This window comes from Conexibacter sp. SYSU D00693, assembly GCF_017084525.1.
Classification (GTDB): Bacteria; Actinomycetota; Thermoleophilia; order Solirubrobacterales; family Solirubrobacteraceae; genus Baekduia.
In genome coordinates this window covers 2361453-2384453 of sequence record NZ_CP070950.1, presented here as the reverse complement: position 1 = coordinate 2384453, position 23001 = coordinate 2361453, and the positions used below count along the sequence as shown (strand labels likewise).

Sequence of the window (23001 nt, the reverse complement as noted above, 5' to 3'; positions counted from 1 at the left end):
CAGCGCCGCCGCGAGCGGTGCGTCGGACGCGCTGAGCAGGCAGTTCTTGACGAACTGCGACAGACTGGGATGCGGTGCGCAGGGGGGCTGTCACCACGCTGGCCGTGCTCGCGGCCATGGCCTTGGGGGGCCTAGCGACGCCGGGGACCACCGGCGGTGGGTCCTCCGCGGGCGCGTCGGACACCGCGAAGGCCGACGCGTGGCGCGTCGCCCGGCAGTTCGTGCGCGCGCTGCGCCTCGGCGACGCCGCCCGCCTCTGCGCGGTGGCGGCGCAACCACTGCGCGACGCCGACGCCGGGCCCTGCACCGCGCCGGTCCAGGACCTCGCCGGCCCGACGCCGAAGGTCCTGCCGCCGGTGATGGGCAAGCACGCGGCGGAGGTCCGCGTGCGCCGGCGCCCGGCCCCGACGCTCACCGTCTCACTGGTCCGCGAGCGCGGCCGCTGGGCGGTCAGCGGCCTCGACGGGCGCTAGCGTCACCGCCGCGCCGGTCGGCAGCTCGACGCGCACGCGGGTCCCTGCGCCGGGTGGGCTGTCGACGATCAGCGTGCCGTCGAGGGCGGCGATGCGGTCGCGCAGGCCGTCGAGCCCCGAGCCGGGGCTCGGGGCCGCGCCGCCGAGGCCGTCGTCGGCGACCTCGACCAGCAGGCGGCCGTCGCGCGCGTGGACGGTGACCGAGGCCGCGGTCGCCTGCGCGTACTTCGCGACGTTCGTCAGCGCCTCCGAGACGACGAAGTACGCGGCGACCTCGACGGGCTGGGGCAGGTCGAGCGCGTCGTCGACGTCGACCGCGACGGGGACGCCCGAGCGACCCGCCACCGCCTCGACGGCCGGCTTGAGCCCGTGCGTCGTGAGGACCGCGGGGTGGATGCCGCGCGCGAGCTCGCGCAGCTCGGCCAGGCCCGTGCGCAGCTCGTCCTGGGCCCGGTCCAGCAGGGCGGTCGCCGCGTCGTCGTGCTCGACGAGGTGCTTGAGCCGGCCGAGCAGGAGGTTCACGCTGACCAGCCGGGACTGCGCCCCGTCGTGGAGGTCGCGCTCCAGGCGCCGGCGCTCGGTGTCGCTGGCGTTGACGAGCCGCACGCGCGAGGCGCGCAGCTCCTGCAACCGCGTGACGAGCTCGGCGTCGAGCCGGGCGACGTGGCTCTGCAGCAGCCCACCGAGGAACGCGATGGGCAGCAGCGCGGTCGCGCCGAAGGCCAGCCACCAGAACGCCGGCGTGTCGACCGCCGCCCCGGCGACCGAGACCAGGAACGCGGCGACGCCGCAGAGGTACACCGGGGTCAGGGGGACGCGGTCCAGCGCGTCGGCCGCGCGCCAGCGTCCCCACAGCCGCGCGACGACCGCGAGGAACAGCACCGCGTAGAGCGTCGTCTGCACCGCGACGAGCGCGTCGGCGACGCCGGGGTCGCGGTCGACGAGCCACAGGTTGTCCGGGCAGTCGTCGCACGAGAGCTCGGCCTGCCCGGAGAACAGCAGCGGCGGGATGCCGCCGACGGTGAACAGGACGTAGCCGGTGAGGGCCAGGGCGCGGTCGGTCCCCGGCTGCAGGCGGCCGGTGGGGAAGCTCAGCAGCAGGTGCAGGAACACCCCGCCCCACAGGCCACCGACGACGAGGCCGGCCGAGAAGACCAGCGCGGAGTTCGACAGCGAGATCGCCGCGAGGCACCAGGCGAGGCCCAGGGCGACCATCAGCAGGCCGATGCGGCTGCCGGGACGGCGGTGCGTCGCGTACAGGCCGGTGCCGACGAAGCTCCAGACGACGACGGGTCCGAGCACCGCCCAGGCGATCGTCGCGTCGCGCCGGTCGCTGGTGAGCAGGATGGCGACGAGCGTCGCGCTGCCGAGCACGGCCGCGGCGAGGACGGCCCGTTGTCGGGCGGCGGACACGCCGCGACGCTAGCGCGCGCCCACCCAGCGCACCACCTCGAGCGCCAGCGCGACGGGCAACGCGCGGCCGGCGAGCGGCGCGGGCAGCAGCTCCTCGGCGCGCGCGAGGCGGTTGAGGACGGTGTTGCGGTGGGTGAAGAGGACCTTCGCCGTGGCGCTCGCGTTGTGCTCCTCGCGCAGGTAGGTGCGCAGCGTGTCGCGCAGCTCGGCCGGGCCGCTGGCCAGCGCGCCGAGGGTGCGCTCGACGAACTCCCGCGCGCGCTCCTCGTCCTGCGTCGCGAGCGCGACGACCTGGACGTCGTCGAACGTGGCGAGGCGGACGTCGGGCGAGGTGCGGTGCAGGAGGCGCTGGACGGCGAGCGCGTCGAGGTGGCTGCGGCGGAAGCCCGCCATGCCGGGGAGCGTCGGGCCGAGGGCGATGCGCGCCTCCGGGAGCGCGGGCAGCTCGCGGGCGAGCGCCTCGCGGTCCGGCCCGGCCTCGCCCGGCAGCCAGACCCAGAGCGACGCGGCGCTGCCGGTCACCGTGAACGGGCGCCGCGCGCCGGCGGTGCGGGCGAGCACCTCGGCGGCGCGCTCGAGCAGCCCGGGGTCCGGCGTCGCCGCGTCGGAGAAGACGACGGCCGCGGTGTGCGGGCCGTCGAGGGCGTAGCCCAGCCGCGACGACGCGCGCTCCTGGCTGATCGGCGCGCCCTCGAGCACGAGCGTCACGACCTCGAGGCGCTCGGCGTGGGTGCCGCGGCGCAGGCGGTCGCGCTCGCGCTGGAGGTGCTCGCCCAGGCCCGCGATCGTCTCGTCGACGAAGGTGAAGATCGAGCGGGCGGTGACGTCGAGCAGCTCGCTGAGCTCGTCGGGGTCGTGGGTGAGCGAGAACGCAAGGCCCATCCACGCGCGCCAGGCGACGTTCTGGCCGGTGCGGTAGGCGTCCAGGGAGGACCAGTCCAGGCCACGCCGGACCAGGTCGCGGGCGATGGCGACGGTCCCGGGGACGAGGTTCGGCGCCACCCGCGCGCCGGGGTCCTCGAGGTTGGCCCGCGCCCAGTGCAGGAGGTTGGCGCGGTTCGTGCGGCGGATCGCCTCCACGAGCGCGGGGTCGGCGAGGATCCCCGGGTCGGCGCCGGCGAGCGTCGCGTCGTCGACCTGGTCGAAGAGGCCCTCGGGGGCGCCCAGGAGCAGCTCGCAGCCCTGGCGGATGAGCTCGGCGACGTGCGGGGACGGGCGCTCCCAGGCGGTGACCATGGGTCTGACGGTACCGTTGGATGGGCAGCATGCACAACACGGTGGCGTAGGTCCGGGCACTTCGTCCATCGCCTCGCGGTGACCGACCGGGCACCATCTCTGCTGCGATGACCGCGACCGCCACCGCCACCGACCACGTCGACGTCCTGGTCGTCGGAGCCGGCCTGTCCGGCATCGGCGCCGCCTGGCACCTCCAGGACAAGCTCCCCGGCAAGAGCTACGCGATCCTCGAGGCGCGCGAGGCCAGCGGCGGCACGTGGGACCTCTTCCGCTACCCCGGCATCCGCTCGGACTCCGACCTGTCGACCTTCGCCTACGCGTTCAAGCCCTGGACGGGCGAGAAGGCGATCGCCGACGGTCCCGACATCCTGCGCTACTTGCGCGAGACCGCCAGCGAGGCGGGGATCGACCAGCACATCCGCTACGGCCACAAGGTCCTCGCGGCGTCGTGGTCCAGCGAGGACGCGCGCTGGACCGTGCGCGCCGAGCACGACGGCGAGACGGTCGAGCTCACCTGCGGCTGGCTGTTCTGCGCCTCGGGCTACTACCGCTACGACGAGGGCTTCCGTCCCCGCTTCGCCGGCGAGGAGGACTTCGCCGGCCGGCTCGTGCACCCCCAGCACTGGCCCGAGGACCTCGACGTCGCGGGCAAGCGGATCGTCGTCATCGGCTCGGGCGCGACGTCGGTGACGCTCGTCCCGGCCCTCGCCCGCCAGGGCGCGCACGTGACGATGCTCCAGCGCTCGCCGAGCTACGTCCTGCCGCTGCCCGAGAAGGACCCGATCGCCGACCTCCTGCGCAGGGTCTTCGGCGACCAGCGCGGCCACGAGCTGACCCGGCGCAAGAACGTCGCCCGCCAGCGCTGGCTCTACAGCTTCTGCCAGAAGCGCCCGAACGCGGCGCGCAAGCTCATCCGCTGGGTCAACGCCAGGCAGCTCGAGGGCTCGGGCGTCGACGTGGACGTCCACTTCAACCCGAAGTACGGCCCGTGGGACCAGCGCCTGTGCGCGGTGCCCAACGGCGACCTCTTCCGGTCGCTGCGCAAGGGCGACGCCGAGATCGTGACCGCGAAGATCGACCGCTTCACCGAGGGCGGCGTCCGCCTCGAGGACGGCCGCGAGCTCGAGGCCGACGTCATCGTCACCGCGACCGGGCTGAACCTCCTGATCTTCGGCGGGATGCAGTTCGAGGTCGACGGCCGGCCGGTCTCGATCCCGGAGACCATGGCCTACAAGGGGATGATGGGCAGTGGGGTCCCGAACTTCGCGTTCGCCATCGGCTACACGAACTCGTCCTGGACCCTGAAGGTCGACCTCGTCTGCGAGCACCTCTGCCGCCTGCTCGCGCACATGGACCGCTGCGGGTTCGACACCGCGATGCCGGTCAACAGCGACCCCGCGATGGAGCAGCGCCCGCTGCTGGACTTCAAGGCCGGCTACGTCCTGCGCGCGCTCGACAAGCTGCCGAAGGCCGGCTCGCGCGAGCCGTGGCACCTGGCGATGGACTACAAGAAGGACGTCGCGTTCCTGCGCGGCCCCGTCGAGGACCCCGAGCTGCGCCTCGAGCGCCGCGCCGTCCGCGGCCGCGACGCGGACGAGCTGCAGGCGGCCGCGGCGTGAGCGCCGTCGGCGGGAAGGTCTGCGTCGTCACGGGGGCGGCGTCGGGCATCGGCCGCGCGCTCGCCCTGGGACTCGCGCGCCGCGGGGCCCGCGTAGCGCTCAGCGACGTCGACGAGGCGGGTCTGGCGGCGACCGCCCAGCAGGTCGGCGGCGACGTCCACACGCAGCGCCTCGACGTCAGCGACCGCGACGCGGTCGTCGCCTACGCCACGACGGTCGCGGAGCACTTCGGCGTGGTGCACCAGGTCTACAACAACGCCGGCATCGCGTTCTCGCGCAGCGTGCTGGAGTCGGAGTTCGAGGACTGGGAGCGCGTCCTGGGGATCAACCTGTGGGGCGTCATCCACGGCACGAAGGCCTTCCTGCCGCACCTCGTCGCCTCCGGCGACGGCCACGTCATCAACATCTCGAGCCTCAACGGCATCCTCGCCCAGCCCGAGATGAGCCACTACTGCGCCTCGAAGTTCGCGGTTCGCGGCTTCACCGAGTCCCTGCGCATGGAGGCCCTCGCCGCCGGCCACCGGCTCGGCGTCACGGTCGTGCACCCGGGCGGCATCAAGACCGCCATCGCCGACAACGCCTTCGCCCGCGCCAAGGAGCTCGGCCTCCCGGTCACCGAGGCCGACGAGCGCCGCCGCCGCTACTACAACGACAAGCTCCTGAAGATGGACGCCGGCCAGGCGGCCGAGACCATCATCGCGGGCGTCGAGGCGAACAAGGGCCGCGTGATGGTCGGCAACGACGCGAAGGCCCTCGACGGGCTCGTCCGGCTGGTGCCGTCGCGCTACCCCGGGCTCGTCGTCCGCGGGCTCAAGCGCCTCGGGCCGCGCTAGCGCGGCGGCGGTCGAGCGGTCGAGCGGTCGAGCGGCGGCCACGGCGCGACGAGCGGTCGCGTGCCAGACCGTCGGGCGATGAGCTGCGGATGTGCGACACATGCGGCCGACCACCGGAGGGTCCGTGGACGGCAGCCGGCCGTCCTCCGCCCACCGAAGGACCTCACCCATGCACATGCTCACGCGCTGGTCGCTGCGCACGAAGCTGCTCGCCGGCTTCGGCACCGTCCTGACCCTCCTCGTCATCGTCGTCGCCCTCGGGGCACGCGCAACCTCCACCCTCACCGACTCCGCCCGCGAGACGTTCGTCGAGGACGCCATGGCCCTGCAGACGGGGACCAAGGACCTCCTCTCCCAGATGGTCAACCAGGAGACCGGCGTCCGCGGCTACCTGGTGACCGGCGACCGCGCGTCGCTCGAGCCCTACGAGGCGGGCCGCAAGGCGGTCGCCGAGGACCTCAAGGCGATCGAGCCCCTGCTGGCCGCGCACCCGATCATGGCCGGCCTGATCGCTGAGGCCAAGCCGCAGATCAAGAGCCTCGAGGACTACTTCGCCGGGCAGATCGCGCTCGTGGCCTCCGGCCCGGCCGGCAAGGCCCAGGCGCAGGCCAAGATCGGCGAGGGCAAGGAGGAGTTCGACGCCTTCCGCGCGACGGCGGCCAAGATCGACGCCGACACCGAGAAGTTCGTCAAGGACGCCGTCCGCGACCAGGAGGCCACCGGCGCCTCGACGCGGCGCAACCTCATCGTCATCGGGCTCGTCGCCGCCCTGGTGGCCCTCGGCATCGCGCTCGCCCTCTCGGCCGACATCAAGCGCCGCGTCGATGCGGTCCTGGACCGGCTGAGCTCCCTCCGTGAGCACGACACGGCCGACCTCGAGACCGGTCTGCGCCGTCTCGCCGACGGGGACCTGACCCACAACGCCGCGCCGAAGACGGAGCCGCTCACGACGACGGGCGAGGACGAGATCGGCCAGGTCGGCCACGCGGTGAACGAGATCCGCGAGCGCATGGTCGTGTCGATCGAGGCCTACAACGCCTCGCGCGACGCCCTGGCGGACCTGCTCGGCACGGTCCAGACGACCGCGCGCACGGTGCGCGGCGCCTCCGGCCAGGTCGCCCAGGCCTCCGACGAGGCGGGTCGCGCCATCGGCGAGATCTCGCGCGCCGTCGGCGAGGTCACCGAGGGCACCGTGCGCCAGGTGCGCTCGGTCGAGTCCGCCCGCTCGGGCACGGAGCAGCTCGCCGTCGCCACCGAGCAGTCCGCGAGCAAGGCCCAGGAGGCCGCCGCCGTCGCCGAGCAGACGCGCGACCGCGCGCAGGCCGGCGCCACCGCGGTGACCCAGGCCACCGCGGCCATGGAGGCGGTGCGCACCGCCTCGCAGCAGGCCACGACCGCCATCCGCGACCTCGGCGCCAAGAGCGACCAGATCGGCGGCATCGTCGACACGATCACCGGCATCTCCGAGCAGACGAACCTCCTCGCCCTGAACGCGGCGATCGAGGCCGCCCGCGCCGGCGAGCAGGGCCGCGGCTTCGCGGTCGTCGCCGAGGAGGTCCGCAAGCTGGCCGAGGAGTCCCAGGCCGCCGCGGGCTCCATCGCCGAGCTCATCCAGGAGATCCAGAGCGAGACCTCGCGCGTGGTCGCCGTCGTCGAGACCGGCGGCGAGCGCACCGACGAGGGCGCGCGCACCGTCGACGAGGCCCGCGCGGCATTCGACGAGATCGGTGCCGGCGTCGCCGAGCTCAGCGCCCACGTCAGCGAGATCGCCGTCGCGATCCAGCAGATCTCGGGCACGTCGTCCAGCATGGCGGCCGAGATCGTCGAGGTCGCGTCCGTCGCCGAGCAGACGAGCGCGTCCTCGCAGGAGGTCTCGGCCTCCAGCGAGCAGACGTCGGCCTCGACGCAGCAGATCGCTGCGTCGGCGCAGGAGCTCGCCCACAACGCCGAGCAGCTCCAGGCGCTCGTCGAGCGGTTCAAGCTCGCGGTCTAGCCGCTCCCGCACAGCAGGACCCAAGGGCCCCGGCGCGCACGCGCCGGGGCCCTCGGTCGTCGCGGGCGCCCCGCCCGGTGCTCAGGCGAGGCTGAGCGGTCAGTCCTCTGCGCCGGTAGGGTGCGCGCCATGCGGCGGGGGATGGCAGTGGCGGTCGCGGCGCTCGCCGTGACGGTGGCGGTGCCGGGCGCTGAGGCGGCGCAGCGCGGCGGGACGCTCAACGTCCTTGCGTCGGGTGACGTCGACTACCTGGACCCCGGCGCGACGTACTTCCAGTTCGGCTTCCAGGTCGCGATGACCATGCACCGGACGCTCTACGCGTACCGGCCGGGCGAGGCCAAGCCGGTTCCGGACCTCGCTGCCGGCCCGCCGGAGGTCGGCGACGGCGGGCGGACGCTGACGGTCCGGCTGCGTCCCGGGGTCCGCTTCGAGCCGCCGGTGGACCGTGCGGTGGTCGCGGGCGACGTCAAGTACGCGATCGAGCGGGCGTTCAGCACCTCCGTCGGCGGTCAGTACGTCTCGTACTTCCAGGGCCTCGTCGGTGCGCCGTCCCCCGCGCGCGTGCCCAGGGCGCCGCAGGGCATCGAGGGCGTGCAGGCCGTCGACGACCGGACGCTCATCCTGCGCACGCGCACGGCGAACGCCGGGGCGCTCGCCGCCGCGCTCGTGCTGCCGATCACCGCGCCCGTCCCGAAGGAGGTCGCGGGACCGCTCGACCGGCGCGCGCGGTCGACGTACGAGCAGCGCCCGGTCGCCTCCGGCGCCTACCGCCTGACCTCCCGGCGCGCCGGACGGCTCATGCTCCTCACGCGCAACCCGAACTGGGACCCGGCGACCGACTTCCGTCCGGCCTACGCCGACGCGATCCGCATCGACCTCGACGTGCCAGGCTCCGTGCCGACGACCGAGCGCACGCTGCGCGGCTCGATGACGGTCGGGGCCGATGTCGTTCCCGCGGCACTCGTGCCCCGCCTCCGCGCCGCGGCGCCTGCACAGCTCGCCGAGGCGGCCGCCGGCGGCACGCGGTACCTGGCGCTCAACACGCGGATGAACCCGTTCGACGACGTGGACGTCCGCCGTGGCGTGCTCGCCGGCATGGACCGCACGCGCCTGCGGGCCACACGCGGCGGCGCCGCGGCCGGCCTGGTCCCGACGCACTGGCTGCCACCCGGCACCCCCGGCTTCGAGCAGGCCGGCGGCGTGGCCGGGCCTGGACTGGACTTCCTGCGCTCGCCTCGCGCGGACCGGCGCCTCGCCCGGCGGTACTTCCGTCGGGCCGGCTCGCGCAGCGGTCGCCCGCCCGACCACCGGCCGCTCCTCGTGGTGGGCGCGAACACCGACCCGGGGCGCTCGACGGCCCGCGAGGCGGTGCGCCAGCTCCGGGGCCTGGGCTTCCGCACGCGGCTGAGGCTCCTCAGCCAGGACCGCGTCTACGCGGACTTCTGCCAGCGCCCGGCGCGACGCGTCGCCGTGTGCGCGACCGCCGGCTGGTTCAAGGACTACGACGACGGCGAGAGCCTGCTGGCGCCGAACTTCGACGGACGCGCGATCACCCGTGAGGGGAACACGAACATCGCGCAGCTACGCAGCACGGGGGTGAACCGGGCGATCTCCGCCGCGCGCCTGCTGCCGCCGGGTGCGGAGCGGGACGCGGCCTGGGCCCAGGTCGACCGCCGCGCGATGGCCCTCGCGCCGGTCGTCCCCTACACCTGGGACGTCAGCACCCTCGTGCGCAGCGCCGACGTCGATGCTGCGGCGAGCCCGTACTTCGGGCTCTGGGACCTGACGTTCACCGGCCGGCGCTGAGCGCCTCACCGCTTGGTGCAGGTCCGGTAGCGCCGGGTCTCGCGCAGCGTCCGGCCACCCTTGGTGCGGGCGACGACGCGGACGGTGACGGTCTGGCGCGGGCGGCCGCGGAGGTCGACGGTCGCCACGAGGCGGCCGGCGCTGCGGCGGACGCGGACGCGCTTGCCGTTGAGCGTCACCGTCGCCGAGCGCAGCCTCGTCCTGCGGGTGCCGAGGCGGATCGGGAAGCGGCGGCGGCTGAGGCAGCGGTCGGTTGCCGGTAGGCCGGCCTGGCTCGTGGGCGCGAAGGGCCAGACGCCGTTGGTGAGGTGCACGACGCGCAGGCCCGCGTTGGCGTCGGAGTACCAGATGTCGCCGTTGGCCTCGTCGAAGGCGGGGCGCGACATGGCGAAGTTCGCCGGGTCGAGGTTCCCCGGCAGGCCGAGGAACGAGCGGGGCTCGCCGACGTAGTAGGCGATCTCGCGCGGCGCGAACGGGTCGCGGATGTCGAAGACCCGCAGGCCCGAGCCGATGGAGGAGCAGGCGACGATGCCCGGGTCGACCTGCTTGGGCACCCCGCAGTAGTGCATGGCGTAGCCCGTGGCCAGGAACGAGGTGCCGGGGTCGCCGTTGACGGTCTTGCGGTGCTCGGGCTGGTGGACCTCGAGGCGCAGGTTGGAGACGACGCGCGGGGCGGTCTCGTCGGTGAGGTCGATGATCCGCCCGGCGCCGACGTCGTCGCCGTTGGCCGTGATGAAGCCGTTGGTGTAGGCGAACTCGTCGTTCTCGACGAGCATCCTGCGCCCGCCGATCGTCACCGGGACGGCGTTCTGGGGGATGGAGAGCGAGCGCCACGAGAGCCCCGAGACCTGCGGCACCTTCGGGTTGGGCTTGCGCTGCTGGACGTCGGTGAGGTCGACGACCTGCAGGCCGCGGAAGCCGTTGACGTAGCCGCGGGTGCCGTCGTCGGAGACGGCGAAGCCGTGGGAGGGGTAGAGGAAGACGCCGAGCTCGCGCGGGTTGCGGGGGTCGCTGACGTCGATCGCGGCGACGGTGTTCGTGAACAGCGAGGTGACGTAGAAGGTCTTGCCGTCGGGGGCGAAGCCGCTCTCGTGGCCGAAGAGCGAGATGAGCCGGCTGCTCAGGAGCTTGGGGTAGCGGCAGTCCTCGCTGAGGTCGTAGAGGTCGACGAACGCCGGCGCGGTGGCGGGGGTGCCCATGCCGGCGGCGAGCAGGCCGCGGCCCTGGTGGACGAGCAAGGACTCGTGGGGCGAGAGCATCGCCGGGGTCTGGAGCGTCGTCGTGCGCACGGGCTTGCGCGGGTCGCTCATGTCGATGACCGCGGTCCCGGCCTGCTTGCCCGCGAGCACGTCCGGCACGACGTTGAGCGGGAAGACGAGCGCGGTGTCGTAGTAGGCGCACTGGCGGCCCGTCTTGTCCACGTAGCGCTCGACCTTGAACCCGCCGGTCGCGCCCTCCTTCGCGATCAGCTCGGCGTTGCAGGTGAAGCCCTCCTTGGCGCCCTTGGGGACGCGGCCCTGGAGGTTCGTCTCCGGTCGCGACCCCGGCCCGCAGTCGGCCTTCGGCGTGGCGGTCAGCGGCGGCTCCGCGCGCCGCGGCTGGGGGCCGCCGTAGAGGTCGGGGATGATCTGCGGCGCCCCCGGCATCACGCCCTGCAACCCCTGCTCGGTGAGCCACGTGCGCAGCAGCGGCTGCTGCTGGCCGGCCGCGTCGCGCAGCGGGAGGTGGGCGACGGCCGCGGGCGCCGCGGCGGCGAGGACGAGGACGGCGACGGCGAGGCCGCGGGCGAGCAGGGACATCGCGGCCGACCCTAACCTCGCGCGTGCCGGCTCTGCAACACCAGGTGGTGGGTGTTGCACCACGACACGCTGCGGATAGGGTGCTGCACGTGGCGCCGCCGACCACCACCGCGCTGGACCGCCAGCTGCGCGACGGGGCGCCCAAGCCGCGCCCGACGCCGCTAGACGCGCTGCGCGTGGCCCGGCGCGCGTTCCTCGAAGGGCGGCGGGTCGACGTCACGGCCGTCGCCGCAGAGCTTGGGGTCAGCCGCGTCACGGTGCACCGCTGGGTCGGGTCGCGGGAGCGGCTCCTGGCCGAGGTGCTCTGGGGGCTCACGCAGGAGACGCTCGCGCTGGAGGCGCGGCGCACCCGAGCCCGCGGCGGCCGCCGGGTGGCGGCGATCGTCGGCGGCTTCATCGACGACCTGCTCGTCCACCCGGGCATGCAGCGCTTCCTCGAGGAGGAGGGCGAGTTCGCCATGCGGCTGGTGACCCGTGGCGACGGCGGCTTCCAGCCCCGCCTGGTCGGCGCGTTCGCCGACCTCCTCCGCGACGCGCAGGCCACGAGCGACTTCCGCCCCGGCATGGACGTCGACGAGCTGGCACTCGCCCTCGTCCGCGTCGCCGAGACCTACGTCCACCGCCGGCTCATCACCGGCGAGGTCGCCGAGCCCGGCTCGGCGATGCCGCTGCTGCGGCTGATCCTGCGCTGAGCGCGGGTCATCACGTTCCGACGAGCATGTCGGCGAGCAGGGTGTCCACGAGCCCGGGGCCGACGGTGAAGGTGTTCGTGCCGCCGCAGACGCCACCGACGCGCACCATGCGCGCCGAGAAGCTGAGCACCCTGAGGCCGCCGGGTCGCAGCGGCCGGGCGGCCACACCCGCCTCGACGAGGCGCGAGCTGTCCTCGATGGCGGAGGACAGACGCCACGCGCCGACGGCGGTCGGCCCCTGACCGAGGGGCTTCGAGCTGGTCGCGCTGGTGACGGTGCCCTCGTCGCGCGCCGTCGGAAGCGCCTGGCGGACGAACGCGACGGCGTCGTTGCCCGCCACGAGCGCCAGGCGGATCGTCGCCCGTGCGCACGGTCGTGCCCGAACACGACGGCTGATCCCGTTGCGGCGCACCGTCTCGGTGGCCGGGTAGCCGAGGGTGACCGACGACGCCGTGCGACGCAGGACCTGGAAGTCGCGCCTGAGGAGCCGCGTCAACGTGATGGACGTGGTCTGTCGGCCGCTCGGACCGAGGTCCGCGCTCGCGCGCAGCGTGCCGACGTTCGGCGCTGGGGTGGCCCCCGCCGGGCCCGGCGCGGCGAGGATCGCGATGACGGGCAGGGCGGCGCGCAGTCTCATCTCCATGACGCCGATGATGCGCCATGTCCGCTGAGCGCCGGTCATCGCCTGGCGCTTGCCGGGCGCGCCTGCGGTCTGCGAAGAAGCGCGCCATGAAGCAGGCAGAGGAGGTGGTGGGCGCGGCGGTCGTCGCCGGCGTCCTGGTGGCGCCCCGGCAGGGGACGGCGGCCAAGCTGGGCGGCGCGATCGCGTCGCAGGTCGGCGGGTCGCTGGGGAAGGTCTCGACCGAGATGGTGCTCGAGGGCCGGGGCAAGGGCGCGTCGCCGCTGCCGACCGGCGGCTGGTCCTACGGCTACCTGGCGGTCACCGACGACGAGCTCGTGCTCGCCAAGGTCAAGCAGGGACTCGTCGGCCAGAAGGCGGTCGAGGTCCTGGCCCGGGCGGGGCGCGACGCGGTGCAGGGGGCGGAGATCGGGAAGGGCAAGCTCACGAGCCCGCTGACGATCGCCTTCGCCGGCGACGAGACGTGGTCGTTCGACGTGCCCCGCGCGAAGGTCAAGGACGCCCGCGGGCTGCTCGACGCCCTCGGCGTCGCGGCGCCGGCGTAGCGGCCGGGCCGAGCGTCCACAGGAGCTCGAGCGACGCGCCCCGCTCGAGGGCGGCCCACGCACCGCTCGCGTCGCGCAGCGCGACGCAGGTCCGTGCGACGGCGTCAGCATCGTGGCCCTCCCACCACGTCTCGCGCAGCGCGGCGCGCAAGGCGCCGCGGTCCTCGTGGGCGCCGGCGAGCGCGAGATCCGCGGTCGCGCGGACGAGCAGCTCGGCGTGCATGACCTCGTCGGCCGCGGCGTCGGCGATTGCCTTCCCGCGCGTGGCCGCGTGCGGCGCCTGGCGGCCCTCGACGACCTGTGCGTGGCCGAAGAGCCCGCCCGCGGCGAGCACGCCCCACACGCCGCTGGTCAGCCCGAGCCCGTCCTCGACCACGAAGTGGGCCAGGTCGTGGGGCAGCTCGCGCGCCGGGCCGCCCACCGTGTTCCACCCGCCACCGTCGAACGCGACCAGGCACCCGTCGGCACGCCGGATGGTCGACCGGTAGAAGCGGCCCTCGACGGGCTTGGTGAAGGTGACCGCCAACGGCGCCACCAGCGCACCGTAGAGCGACGAGCGTCTGACACCTGTCGCCCCGGCGGGTGTCAGACACCTGCGGTGTGGCGGGCCCAGGCGCGGGGGCTGGAGCCGGTCCAGCGGCGGAAGGCGCGGGTGAAGGCGGCGGTCTCGGCGTAGCCGAGGCGCTCGGCGACCAGCGCGACGGGGAGGCCTTCGCGCAGGAGCGCCTGGGCGTGGTCGGCGAGGACGGCGTCGGCCAGCGCCTGGAAGCTCGTGCCCTCGGCCTGGAGGCGGCGGCGCAGGGTGCGGGGGGCGACGTGGAGCTCGGCGGCGACCTGCGGCGCGGTGCGCCGGACCGGCAGCGCGGCGACCAGCGCCCGCTGCACCCGTGGCGCCAGCGCGCCGCCCGCGGCGACCCGGCGGACCTGCTCCTCCAAGCGCTCGACGAAGCGCCGGGCGGCGCTGACGTCGGCGTTGGGCATCGGCCGCTCCAGCGCCGCGGCCGGGACGCGGACGGCGTCGACGGGGCCGGCCGCCACGACGTGCCCCGGGGCGCACCGGCGAACCGCCGCGACCCGCGCGCGGTCGAGCGTCAGCGTCACCTCGAGCGCCGCGCCCGGCAGCGCCTGGTCGACCACGGCCGTCATGACCCCGACGTCGCGCTCGACGACGAAGGCCCGCAGCTCGGGCGGCACCCCGGACGCGTCGAGCTCGAGCACCGCGTCGCCGTCGTCCTCTGCTCGTGGGCGCATCCCCACCAGCGCGTCGCTCAGCCCGAAGAAGCGCACCGCGACCGCCAGCCCCTCGCGGGCCGTCGCCTGCGTCATCACCGCGAAGCCGAGGTCGCCGTGGTTGGCCAGCGAGAAGCGCCGGCCGAGCTGCGCGCCCAGGCCCGGCGGGTCCCCCAGCGCGCGGACGGCATTGGCCAGCGCGCGCAGCTCCTGGCGGTGGTCGAGGACCGCGTCCGGCTCGGCGAGGACGGCCGCGTCGAGCCCGGTCCCCGCGAGGACGACCGCCGCGTCGACGCCGTGCTCGCCCGCGAGCGCCACGAGCAGCCGGGTCCCGGCCGGGCTGCGCGGTGCGGTCTCGGACAGGGCCACCACGCCGGGACACCTACCACGCTCGTGGCCACATCGGTCAAGAAGTCGGCCGTCTCGGCCCTGGCTGTGGCACCCCGCCGCCGCCTACGGTCGCCCCATGGCCGTCATGGACCGCAGCCGGCACGTCGCCACGGTCACCCGCGCGTTCGCCGAGGGCATCGCGCTCGACACCCGTGCCGCCGCGCGCACCCGGGTCGCGCGCCTGCGCGGCCAGGGCCCCGGCGCCGGCGCGCCGCTGACCCACGCCGACCCGCTCGCCGGAGCGGTGCTCGCCGACCCCGAGCCCTGGTTCCGCGAGCTGCACCGCCGCGCGCCCGTGCACTACTGCCCGCCGCGCGACCTCTTCGTCGTCAACGGCTTCGACGAGGTCCGCGCCGGCGCCCGCGCCCACGACGTGCTCTCGAGCGGCCACGGGATCATGTGCGTCCGCGCGCCCGTCCCGATGCTCGTCGCGATGGACCGGCCAGACCACTCGCGCCTGCGTCGCATCCTCGCCAGCGACTTCACCAAGGCCAGGATGGACCTGCTGCGCCCGCGCATCGAGGAGCTCGCGACCGCCGCGGTCCAGCGCGTCCTCGACGGCGGCGCCGCGGGGGCCGACGCCTACCGGGCGCTCGCGGCGCCGATCCCGCTCGACGTCATCGCCGCGATCCTCGGCGTGCCCGACGCCGACCGGGCGTCCCTGCACCGCTGGTCCGACGCCGCGGTCACCGGCTTCTCGCTCACCCCGGGTCCGGCCGGCCTGCGCGACGTGCTCAGCGTCGTCAAGGACGGCTCGGAGATGTTCGAGCACTTCGAGCGCGAGATCGAACGTCGCCGCGCGCAGCCCGGCGACGACGCGCTCAGCCGCCTCGTGGCCTTCGACGACGACCAGGGCCGGCTGACCACCGACGAGCTGCTCTGGTTCACGCTCCTGCTGCTCGTCGGCGGCAACGAGACGACGACGTCCCTCCTCATGGGCCTGCTGCTCGCCTTCGCCCGCGACCCCGACGCCTACGGGCGCCTCAGGTCCGACCCCGACGCGCTCATCCCCAAGGCGATCGAGGAGGGCCTGCGCTGGTCGACGCCCATCCCCGGCTTCTTCCGCACCGCCAACGCCGACTACGAGACCGGTGGCGTGACGATCCCGGCGGGCGCCCGCGTGATGCTGAGCTTCGGCGCCGCCAACCGCGACCCGTCGACGTTCGAGGAGCCCGAGCGCTTCGTCCTCGAGCGCGAGGTCAAGGAGCACCTCGCCTTCGGCAGCGGCATCCACTTCTGCCTGGGCTCCCACCTCGCGCGCCTCGAGACGCGGATCGTCCTCGAGACCCTGGTCGAGCGCGTCGCCCGCGTCGAGCTCCTCGACGAGCCGCGCTGGCGGCTCAACCCCTCGCTGCGGGGGATCGAGGCCATGCGGGTGCGCTTCGTCCCCGCCTGATCACCAGGTGTCGACGACGCGGCCGCTGGGCCGCGGCGCCCCCGCGGCCGCCAGCGTCGCCGCGATGACCCCGCGCGTCTCGGCCGGGTCGATCACGTCGTCGAGCTCGAAGAGCTGCGCGGCGTTGATCGCCTTCGCGTTCTCCTGCGCGGCGGCCGTCACGTCGCGCACGCGCTGCTCGCGCTCGGCCTCGTCCTCGATGGCCTCGAGCTCCTTGCGCAGCGCCAGGCGCACCGCGCCCTCCAGGCCCATCGGCCCCAGGTGCGCGCCCGGCCAGGCGACGGTGAGCAGTGGCTCGTGGAGGCTGCCGCCGGTCATCGCCTGCGCGCCCAGGCCGTAGCCGCGGCGCAGCACCACGGCGACCAGCGGGACGGTCAGCGCGGCGGCCGCGACGAGCAGCCGCGAGGCATGGCGGACGAGCGCCGTCGCCTCGTGCTTCGGGCCGACCATGAAGCCGGGCGTGTCCACCAGCGAGAGCACCGGGATGCCGAACGCGTCACAGAGCTGGAGGAAGCGCGCGGCCTTGTCGGAGGCGTCGGCGGTGAGCGTGCCCGCGAGGTGCAGCGTGTTGTTGGCGATGACGCCGACCGGCCGGCCCTCGAGGCGCGCGAACGCCGTCACGAGCTCGGGCGCGAAGCGCGGGCGCAGCACCAGCACCGAGTCCTCGTCGGCCAGGCCGCGGATGACCGGCACGACGTCGTAGGCGCGCCGGGCGCTCTGCGGCAGCGCGCGGCGCAGCGCCTCCTGGTCGGGCGCCGTCCACGCCTCGGCCGGACCGCGGAAGTAGGTGAGCAACTGCCTGGCCAGGGCGACCGCCTCGGCCTCGTCGGCCACGACGACGTCGACGACCCCGTTGGGCTCCTGCATGGCGATCGGCCCGACCTCGTCGGGGTGGACGTCGCCCAGGCCGCCGCCGGCGATCATCGCCGGGCCGCCCATGCCGATCGACGCGTCCTCGGTGGCGACGATGAGGTCCGCGCAGCCGGCGATCACCGCGTTGCCCGCGAAGCAGCGGCCCTTGACGATCGCGACGCGCGGGACCTTGCCCGACAGCGACGCCCACAGCGCGAAGGCGCGGACGTGCAGCGACGAGACGACCGGGAAGTCCGTGTCGCCCGGCCGCCCGCCGCCGCCCTCGGCGAAGAACACGACCGGCAGGCGCATCCGGTCGATGAGCTCGAACAGCCGGTCCTTCTTGAGGTGGCCGAGCGCGCCCTGGGTGCCGGCCAGGACGGTGTAGTCGTAGGCGAGCACCGCCGTCGGGTGGCCGTCGACCTGGGCGGTGCCGGCGAGCATCCCGTCGGCCGGCGTGCGCTCGACGAGCTCCTCGACGGGGCGGCGCCGGCGCTGCGCGGCGACCGCGAAGCGCCCGTACTCCACCCACGTCCCGGCGTCGACCAGGTCCTCGACGTTCTCGCGTGCGGTGCGCCCGCCGGCGGCGTGGCGCCTGGCCACCGCCTCGGGGCGCGCCGCGTCCTCGGTCAGCGCCCGGCGGCGCAGCAGTTCGGCGAGGTCGTCAGGCGGGTCGGGCGCGGCCATCGGCGCCATCCTGCCCGCCGCGGCCGCCGCGTGCCGCCGCCTTCAGTCCACGACGCCCTGCTCGCGCGCGCAGGCGACGGTCTGGCGCAGCGTCTCGTGGGCGTCGTGGCGCGGCGTCCACCCGAGCTGCTGCCGGGCCTTGGCCGTCTCCATGATCGACGGCACGCGCAGCGCGTGGACCCAGGCCAGGCCCGTCGGCAGGAAGCGCAGCCGCCGGATGACCTGCGAGGCCGCGTCGACCGCGAGGTCGGGCACGGGCACCGCCCACCAGCCCAGCTCCCGCGCGACGTCGCGCATCGTGAGCTCGCCCTGGGCGGCGAGGTTGTAGACGCCCGGCTCGCCGCGCCCGGCGATCGCCGCCGCCAGGGCGCCGGCCACGTCGTCGTGGTGCACCAGCTGGAAGGGCACGCCGTTGTCGGGGATCGCCGGACGCAGCACCGGCACACGCCGCAGGAGCGCACGCGTGGCGTCGAGGCGGCCGCCGACCTGGAACTGGCGGACCACCTCGTCGAGGAGCAGGAGCGCGTCGCAGCCGGCCACGATGCACGGGCGGAAGACGTAGGCCTCGGTGTCGCTGGCGCCCACCACGTCCTCGATGAGCGCCTCGAGCTCGGCCTTCTGCGCCGAGTAGTAGAAGTCGCCCGTGCCCTCCGGGTGCAGGTCCTCGGTCAGCCGCGGCGAGCGTCCCTTGCGAAAGCCGTAGGCGGCGACGGACGAGGTGTAGACCAGCCGCCGCACACCCGCGGCCACCGCCTCCTCGAAGACGATGCGCGTGCCGCGGAGGTTCACCTGCCGCGTCTCCTCGCGGTCGCCGAAGATCAGGAACGCCAGGTGGACGACGACGTCGGCGTCGCGGACGAGCTCGCGCACCGACGCGGCGTCGAGGACGTCGCCCTGGCGGTACTCGGTCTTCGTCCAGCCGTGGGCCGCGGGGTCGAACGGGCGGCGCGCCATGCCGATCACCCGCCCCACCTCGGGCGTGCGTTCCAGCGCGGCCAGCAGCGAGCGGCCGACGTCGCCGGTGGGCCCGGTGACGGCGACGGTCAGGGTGTCGCGGGCGGCCTCGCGCGTGAACCGCTGGCCGGCCTGCGTCTGCGGGCTCATCGCACGGCCCTCCGCGACTCGGCGGCGGCACGGTCGAAGCGTCCGCTGCGGGGCGGGGAGCCCCCTGCCGCCTCGATCAGCTCGGCCAGCGACGCCTCCAGCGCGGCCGCCACGACGTCGAGGTCGTCCAGGGCGTCGTAGTCGCCGAGCAGCCCGAAGCGCAGGCCGCCGTGGTAGCTCATGACCGCGAACGCGAGGGCGTGGTCCTTGGGCAGGAAGGCGAACGGCACGATCTCGGCCATGCGGCGCCCCAGCACGTAGAGCGGGAACTGCGGCCCCGGGACGTTCGTCACGATGACGTTGAACAGGCGGGTGCTGAAGTTGATCCGCGCCGCCTGGGCCAGGAGGGTCGGCGGCGCGAAGTCCTGCAACCCCGTCAGGGCCTCGGCCCCCACCGCCTGCTTGGACTCCTTGAGCCCGGTCATCGCGGAGCGCACCGCCTCCAGCCGTGCCACGGGGTGCTCGACGTGCACCGGCAGCGGCGCGCGCATGGCGGCGACGCGGTTGCCCAGCGTGTGGCGCTGGTCCTCCGTGCGCACGGAGACGGGCACCATGGCCCGCAGCTCGCGGTCGGCCGGCGCGCCGCGGTGCAGCAGCCAGCGGCGCACCGCGCCGGCCACCGCCGTCACGACGACGTCGTTGACGGTCCCGCCCAGCTCGTCCTTGACCTGCTTGACCGCGTCGAGCTCGACCGGCACCCAGCGCACCCGGCGGTGCGGGCCGATCGAGGTGTTCATCGGGCTGCGCGGCGCGGGGCTGACGACCGGCGGTCCCAGCAGCTGGCTGATGCCCAGCGCGCCCTCGACCGCCCTGGCCGGCTCGCGCACCGACCGCAGGGCCCGGCGCGCCAGCCGCGCCGGCCCCAGCGCCACCTCCCGCGCCCCTTCGGCGACGACGCGGGTGGTCGGCGGGAGCGGCTGGGGCTCCCAGGGCTCGGGCTGCTGCGCTTCGGGCGGGTCCGGCGTGAGGTCGAACAGCACGGAGATGAGGTCCACGCCCGACATCCCGTCGATGAGGGCGTGGTGGGCCTTGCTGATGATCGCGAAGCGATCGTCCTCGAGACCGTCGACGAGCCACATCTCCCACAGCGGCTTGGTGCGGTCCAGGCGCTGGGAGAACACGCGCGCCACGAGCTTGGTCAGCTGCTCCTGCGTGCCGGGCCGCGGCAGCGAGGTGTGGCGGACGTGGTAGTCGAGGTTGAAGCACGGGTCGTCCACCCACATCGGCCGCCCGAGGTCCATCGGCGGCGTGAGGACCTTCTGGCGGTAGCGCGGGACGAGGTGCAGGCGCCGGCGGGTGTGCTCGAGGAAGTCGGCGCAGTCCAGGGGCGGGCCGTCGAAGACCAGCAGCGCGCCGACGTGCATGTGCGACGGCCCCTGCTCGAGCTCCAGGAAGGAGTTGTCCAGGACGGAGAGGCGGTCACCGGTCATGGGATGGGCCTCACCCCGCTCCGGCACGTGGCAAACGGCACGAGTCGGCGCCGAGACGCCCGGCCGCCGGCGACCGGTGCTTCACACCGGCTTCACCGCCGCCGCGCGAGCGGACGCCACAGTCCCCGCCCCGTGCCCACGACCCGCCGCCAGGCCCTCAGCGCCGCCGTCGCCTTCGCCGCGACGGGCACCCTGCCGTCCACCGCGGTGGCGGCCGCCAGGCGCCGTGAGCCGCTCCTGCGCCGCGGCACCTTCGGGTCCGGCGTGGCCAGCGGCCTGCCGGCGCCCCAGGGCGCGACGGTGTGGACGCGCGTCGGCGGCCTGGGCGATCGCGAGGCGGGCAAGGTCCGCGTCGAGCTCGCCCGCGACCCCGACTTCCGCCAGACCATCACGCGCTTCACGGCCCGCGCGGCGCCGGTGCGCGACCACGTCGTGCGCGTCGACGTCGGCCGCCACCTCAGGCCCGGCGAGCGCGCCTGGTACCGGTTCTCGACCGCCACGGGGAGCTCGCCCGTCGGCCGCCTCACCGTGCCGCGTCCCGCCGACTCGCGCGAGCCCGTGCGCATCGGCTTCTTCTCCTGCCAGGACTTCACGCACGGCACCTACGCCGCGCACGCCGGCCTGGCGCAGGAGGACCTCGACCTCGTGGTCTGCCTCGGCGACTACGTCTACGAGCGCGACGGCCAGGGCCAGGTCGAGGGGCGCGACGTGCGCGTCAGCGCGGGGGAGGACGGCCAGGTCGAGACGCTCGCCGAGTACCGCGCGCTCTACCGCCGCTACCGCTCGGACCCCCAGCTGCAGGCGATGCACGCGGCCCACCCGTTCCTCGCGATCTGGGACGACCACGAGGCGGCCAACGACTACGACGGAGAGCAGGGGCCGGCGAGGCGCGTGCCGTTCAGCCAGCGCCGGCGCAACGGCTACCTCGCGTGGTTCGAGTGGATGCCCTTCGCGCCGCTCGTGGACGACCGCTTCCGGATCTTCCGCACCCTGTCCCTGGGCGCCCACGCCGACCTCCTGCTGCTCGACGGCCGCCAGCACCGCGACCGCGCGCGGGGGACCATGCTCGGCGACGCGCAGCGGACGTGGCTGCTCGAGCAGCTGCAGACGTCCAGGGCGTCGTGGCGGATCGTGGCCAACCAGACGATGTGCATGGCCAACGACCTGCTGCCGGGCCGCACGAACGACACCGACGGCTGGGACGGCTTCGCCCGCGAGCGCCGGACGATCCTCGAGACGGTGAAGGCCAAGGGCGTCCAGGACGTCGTCCTCGCCACGGGCGACGAGCACGAGTTCTACGCCGGGACGGTGTCGCCCACCGGGCGCGTCGACGCGCCGGCGGTGGCGACCGAGGTCGTGGCCGGCGCGATCTCGTCCTCGGCGGAGGCGCCGGGGGCCGACCGTGCGGTCGCCGCGGGCGCCATCGAGCTCCAGGCCGTCGCCAACCCGCACTGGGCCTACGCCGACGGCGCGCGCCAGGGCTACGGGGTCTTCGAGGCCCGCGAGGACGCGCTGCGCGTGCGCCTGCGCGGGCCGCGCGAGGTGACCGACGCGCGCAGCCCGACGGTGACCCACGCGACGCTGACGATCCCGCGCGGGACGCCGCGGGTGCTCGTCGACTGACCGCCCGTGTCGCGGACCAAGAAGGCCGGTGCTGTTTGTGGTCGAGGCCGAACAGCGGCGCCCCGGCCCCGGCATAGGCTCGCCCACCGTCAAGCAACGGAGGAGCAACTGCATGAGCAAGCCGGTCGTCGTCTACGGAGCCAGCGGCTACACAGGACGGCTCGTCTGCGAGTACCTGCGCGAGTACCGCGTCCCCTTCATCGCGGCGGGGCGCAACGAGGAGAAGCTGCAGAAGGCGATGGCGTCGCTGCCCGGCGTCGAGACCGCCGACTACGAGGTCCGGCAGGTCGACCACACCGTCGACGCGCTCAGCGAGCTGTTCGACGGCGCCTCGGTGGTGCTCAACATGGTCGGGCCGTTCATCAAGTACGGCGACGAGGTCGTCCAGGCGTGCTCCAACGCCGGCGCGCACTACCTCGACACGACGGGCGAGCAGGTGTGGGTCCGCCACTGCGACGAGGTCCACGGCGCCGACTTCGCCGAGAAGGGCCTGCTGCTCTCCCCGGGCATCGCGCAGATGTACACGACGGGCGAGATCGCGGCGAACATCGCGCTCGAGACGCCGGGCCTCGACACGCTCGACATCCTCGTGCTGTGGAAGGGCTTCCCGACGATCGCGTCGACGGCGACGATCTTCGCGACGCTCACCGCGCCGCGCTACTACCTCGAGCACGACGAGTACGTCCCGTGGGCGCCGGGCTTCACCGCCGAGGCGGTCGTCCCGTTCCAGCACCAGACGACGCTCGCGCTGGACTGGAGCGGCACGTCGCATCCCGTGTGGTTCAAGCACGACCCGCGCGTCTCGTCCTGCAAGGCGATGGGCGGCCTCTACGACCGCGCGCTGATGGAGGGCGTCGTGCAGACGGCGGGTGAGGTCGGCGCGAAGGCGGCGGAGATGACGCCCGAGCAGGCCGAGGAGTTCCTGCTCAAGACGGCCGCGGAGATCCAGTCCGACGACCCGCCGCGCGAGAACACGCGCATCAACATCTCGATGGAGTCGGTCCACGCGAGCGGTCCGTCGGGCGTCGTCTCCGTGACGCTGCGCGGCATCAACAACTACAAGCAGACCGGCCTGTTGCAGGCCTACGGCGCGTTCGCGTGCCTGCGGCCCGGCGCGCTGAAGAAGACCGGCTTCGCCTCGGGCTGCCAGGCCTTCGGCCACCGCGAGCTGCTCGGGCAGCTCAAGGCGTTCGGGCTCGTCAACGAGCCGCGCGTCGTCGGCGACACCTGGTAGCCGCGA

Annotated in this window: 19 protein-coding genes; 10 read left to right on the top strand and 9 right to left on the bottom strand. The window is 74.6% G+C overall.

All coding sequences use genetic code 11. The features are described 5' to 3' along the window. The first annotated feature begins 74 nt into the window (after positions 1–74). Positions 75–473 carry a hypothetical protein gene (locus tag JUB12_RS11835; protein WP_205695611.1) on the top strand — a complete coding sequence of 133 codons (399 nt, stop codon included), beginning with the start codon at positions 75–77 and terminating at the stop codon, positions 471–473. Here the strand turns inward: JUB12_RS11835 and JUB12_RS11830 are convergent. Further along, complete coding sequence (locus JUB12_RS11830) at positions 420–1886, bottom strand: sensor histidine kinase (protein ID WP_205695610.1); 1467 nt, start codon at positions 1884–1886, stop codon at positions 420–422. The two genes, JUB12_RS11835 and JUB12_RS11830, sit on opposite strands and share 54 nt — an antisense overlap. 9 nt (positions 1887–1895) lie before the next feature. Further along, entirely contained in the window at positions 1896–3122 is a 1227-nt protein-coding gene (locus tag JUB12_RS11825) for a CdaR family transcriptional regulator (RefSeq protein WP_205695609.1), read from the bottom strand. A 107-nt stretch (positions 3123–3229) separates the two neighbouring features. On the opposite strand from JUB12_RS11825, the gene JUB12_RS11820 reads away from it, so the two are divergent. From JUB12_RS11820 to JUB12_RS11805, 4 genes are all read left to right on the top strand, one after another. Further along, positions 3230–4741: an NAD(P)/FAD-dependent oxidoreductase gene (locus JUB12_RS11820; protein ID WP_205695608.1), complete on the top strand. Its 1512-nt coding sequence runs from the start codon at positions 3230–3232 to the stop codon at positions 4739–4741. After that, positions 4738–5574 (top strand): SDR family oxidoreductase, encoded by an 837-nt coding sequence (locus JUB12_RS11815; RefSeq protein ID WP_205695607.1) that lies wholly within the window; start codon positions 4738–4740, stop codon positions 5572–5574. The genes JUB12_RS11820 and JUB12_RS11815 overlap by 4 nt, the downstream gene beginning before the upstream one ends. A 169-nt stretch (positions 5575–5743) precedes the next feature. Further along, positions 5744–7567 (top strand): methyl-accepting chemotaxis protein, encoded by a 1824-nt coding sequence (locus tag JUB12_RS11810; RefSeq protein WP_205695606.1) that lies wholly within the window; start codon positions 5744–5746, stop codon positions 7565–7567. 129 nt (positions 7568–7696) lie between these two features. Next, positions 7697–9373, top strand: coding sequence for an ABC transporter substrate-binding protein (locus JUB12_RS11805; protein WP_205695605.1), 1677 nt, complete (start codon positions 7697–7699; stop codon positions 9371–9373). 5 nt (positions 9374–9378) lie between these two features. On the opposite strand, the gene JUB12_RS11800 is transcribed toward JUB12_RS11805, so the two are convergent. Continuing rightward, positions 9379–11172 (bottom strand): LVIVD repeat-containing protein, encoded by a 1794-nt coding sequence (locus tag JUB12_RS11800; protein ID WP_205695604.1) that lies wholly within the window; start codon positions 11170–11172, stop codon positions 9379–9381. 89 nt (positions 11173–11261) lie between these two features. On the opposite strand from JUB12_RS11800, the gene JUB12_RS11795 reads away from it, so the two are divergent. Beyond that, a complete protein-coding gene (locus JUB12_RS11795; protein ID WP_205695603.1) occupies positions 11262–11864 on the top strand; it encodes a QsdR family transcriptional regulator in 603 nt (200 codons plus the stop codon). Positions 11865–11874: 10 nt separating this feature from the next. Here the strand turns inward: JUB12_RS11795 and JUB12_RS11790 are convergent, their stop codons facing one another. Beyond that, positions 11875–12546, bottom strand: a complete 672-nt coding sequence (locus tag JUB12_RS11790) for a hypothetical protein (RefSeq protein ID WP_205695602.1) — start codon at positions 12544–12546, stop codon at positions 11875–11877. Positions 12547–12593: 47 nt separating this feature from the next. Here JUB12_RS11790 and JUB12_RS11785 point away from each other — a divergent pair, with 47 nt between their 5' ends. Beyond that, positions 12594–13049: a hypothetical protein gene (locus JUB12_RS11785; protein ID WP_205695601.1), complete on the top strand. Its 456-nt coding sequence runs from the start codon at positions 12594–12596 to the stop codon at positions 13047–13049. Here JUB12_RS11785 and JUB12_RS11780 read toward each other — a convergent pair. Then, positions 12997–13584 (bottom strand): hypothetical protein, encoded by a 588-nt coding sequence (locus tag JUB12_RS11780; protein ID WP_205695600.1) that lies wholly within the window; start codon positions 13582–13584, stop codon positions 12997–12999. The two genes, JUB12_RS11785 and JUB12_RS11780, sit on opposite strands and share 53 nt — an antisense overlap. Positions 13585–13634: 50 nt before the next feature. After that, positions 13635–14651, bottom strand: coding sequence for an AraC family transcriptional regulator (locus tag JUB12_RS11775; protein ID WP_205695599.1), 1017 nt, complete (start codon positions 14649–14651; stop codon positions 13635–13637). 94 nt (positions 14652–14745) lie between these two features. Between JUB12_RS11775 and JUB12_RS11770 the strand changes: the two genes are divergently transcribed. Beyond that, positions 14746–16065, top strand: coding sequence for a cytochrome P450 (locus tag JUB12_RS11770; protein WP_205695598.1), 1320 nt, complete (start codon positions 14746–14748; stop codon positions 16063–16065). Here the strand turns inward: JUB12_RS11770 and JUB12_RS11765 are convergent, their stop codons facing one another. The 3 genes from JUB12_RS11765 to JUB12_RS11755 are packed head-to-tail and all read right to left on the bottom strand — an operon-like array spanning position 16066 to position 20138. Next, a complete protein-coding gene (locus JUB12_RS11765; protein ID WP_205695597.1) occupies positions 16066–17604 on the bottom strand; it encodes an acyl-CoA carboxylase subunit beta in 1539 nt (512 codons plus the stop codon). It lies immediately after the preceding gene. Between the two features lie 42 nt (positions 17605–17646). After that, positions 17647–18708 carry an NAD-dependent epimerase/dehydratase family protein gene (locus JUB12_RS11760; RefSeq protein ID WP_205695596.1) on the bottom strand — a complete coding sequence of 354 codons (1062 nt, stop codon included), beginning with the start codon at positions 18706–18708 and terminating at the stop codon, positions 17647–17649. Further along, positions 18705–20138 (bottom strand): wax ester/triacylglycerol synthase family O-acyltransferase, encoded by a 1434-nt coding sequence (locus tag JUB12_RS11755; protein WP_205695595.1) that lies wholly within the window; start codon positions 20136–20138, stop codon positions 18705–18707. Before JUB12_RS11755 ends, JUB12_RS11760 begins: the two co-directional genes overlap by 4 nt. A gap of 132 nt (positions 20139–20270) precedes the next feature. On the opposite strand from JUB12_RS11755, the gene JUB12_RS11750 reads away from it, so the two are divergent. Together JUB12_RS11750 and JUB12_RS11745 are read left to right on the top strand one after the other, a co-directional pair. Then, entirely contained in the window at positions 20271–21761 is a 1491-nt protein-coding gene (locus JUB12_RS11750) for an alkaline phosphatase (protein WP_205695594.1), read from the top strand. Positions 21762–21873: 112 nt separating this feature from the next. Continuing rightward, the gene (locus JUB12_RS11745; protein WP_205695593.1) at positions 21874–22995 is read left to right on the top strand and encodes a DUF5938 domain-containing protein; all 1122 of its coding nucleotides are present in this window, start codon (positions 21874–21876) and stop codon (positions 22993–22995) included. Positions 22996–23001: the final 6 nt, after the last annotated feature.

Excerpts from the sequence above, each read along its gene's own strand:
- JUB12_RS11825 (WP_205695609.1), bottom strand. The coding sequence starts at position 3,122 with ATGGTCACCGCCTGGGAGCGCCCGTCCCCGCACGTCGCCGAGCTCATC.
- JUB12_RS11820 (WP_205695608.1), top strand. The coding sequence starts at position 3,230 with ATGACCGCGACCGCCACCGCCACCGACCACGTCGACGTCCTGGTCGTC.
- JUB12_RS11810 (WP_205695606.1), top strand. The coding sequence starts at position 5,744 with ATGCACATGCTCACGCGCTGGTCGCTGCGCACGAAGCTGCTCGCCGGC.
- JUB12_RS11805 (WP_205695605.1), top strand. The coding sequence starts at position 7,697 with ATGCGGCGGGGGATGGCAGTGGCGGTCGCGGCGCTCGCCGTGACGGTG.
- JUB12_RS11800 (WP_205695604.1), bottom strand. The coding sequence starts at position 11,172 with ATGTCCCTGCTCGCCCGCGGCCTCGCCGTCGCCGTCCTCGTCCTCGCC.
- JUB12_RS11790 (WP_205695602.1), bottom strand. The coding sequence starts at position 12,546 with ATGACCGGCGCTCAGCGGACATGGCGCATCATCGGCGTCATGGAGATG.
- JUB12_RS11785 (WP_205695601.1), top strand. The coding sequence starts at position 12,594 with ATGAAGCAGGCAGAGGAGGTGGTGGGCGCGGCGGTCGTCGCCGGCGTC.
- JUB12_RS11770 (WP_205695598.1), top strand. The coding sequence starts at position 14,746 with ATGGCCGTCATGGACCGCAGCCGGCACGTCGCCACGGTCACCCGCGCG.
- JUB12_RS11765 (WP_205695597.1), bottom strand. The coding sequence starts at position 17,604 with ATGGCCGCGCCCGACCCGCCTGACGACCTCGCCGAACTGCTGCGCCGC.
- JUB12_RS11760 (WP_205695596.1), bottom strand. The coding sequence starts at position 18,708 with ATGAGCCCGCAGACGCAGGCCGGCCAGCGGTTCACGCGCGAGGCCGCC.
- JUB12_RS11755 (WP_205695595.1), bottom strand. The coding sequence starts at position 20,138 with ATGACCGGTGACCGCCTCTCCGTCCTGGACAACTCCTTCCTGGAGCTC.
- JUB12_RS11745 (WP_205695593.1), top strand. The coding sequence starts at position 21,874 with ATGAGCAAGCCGGTCGTCGTCTACGGAGCCAGCGGCTACACAGGACGG.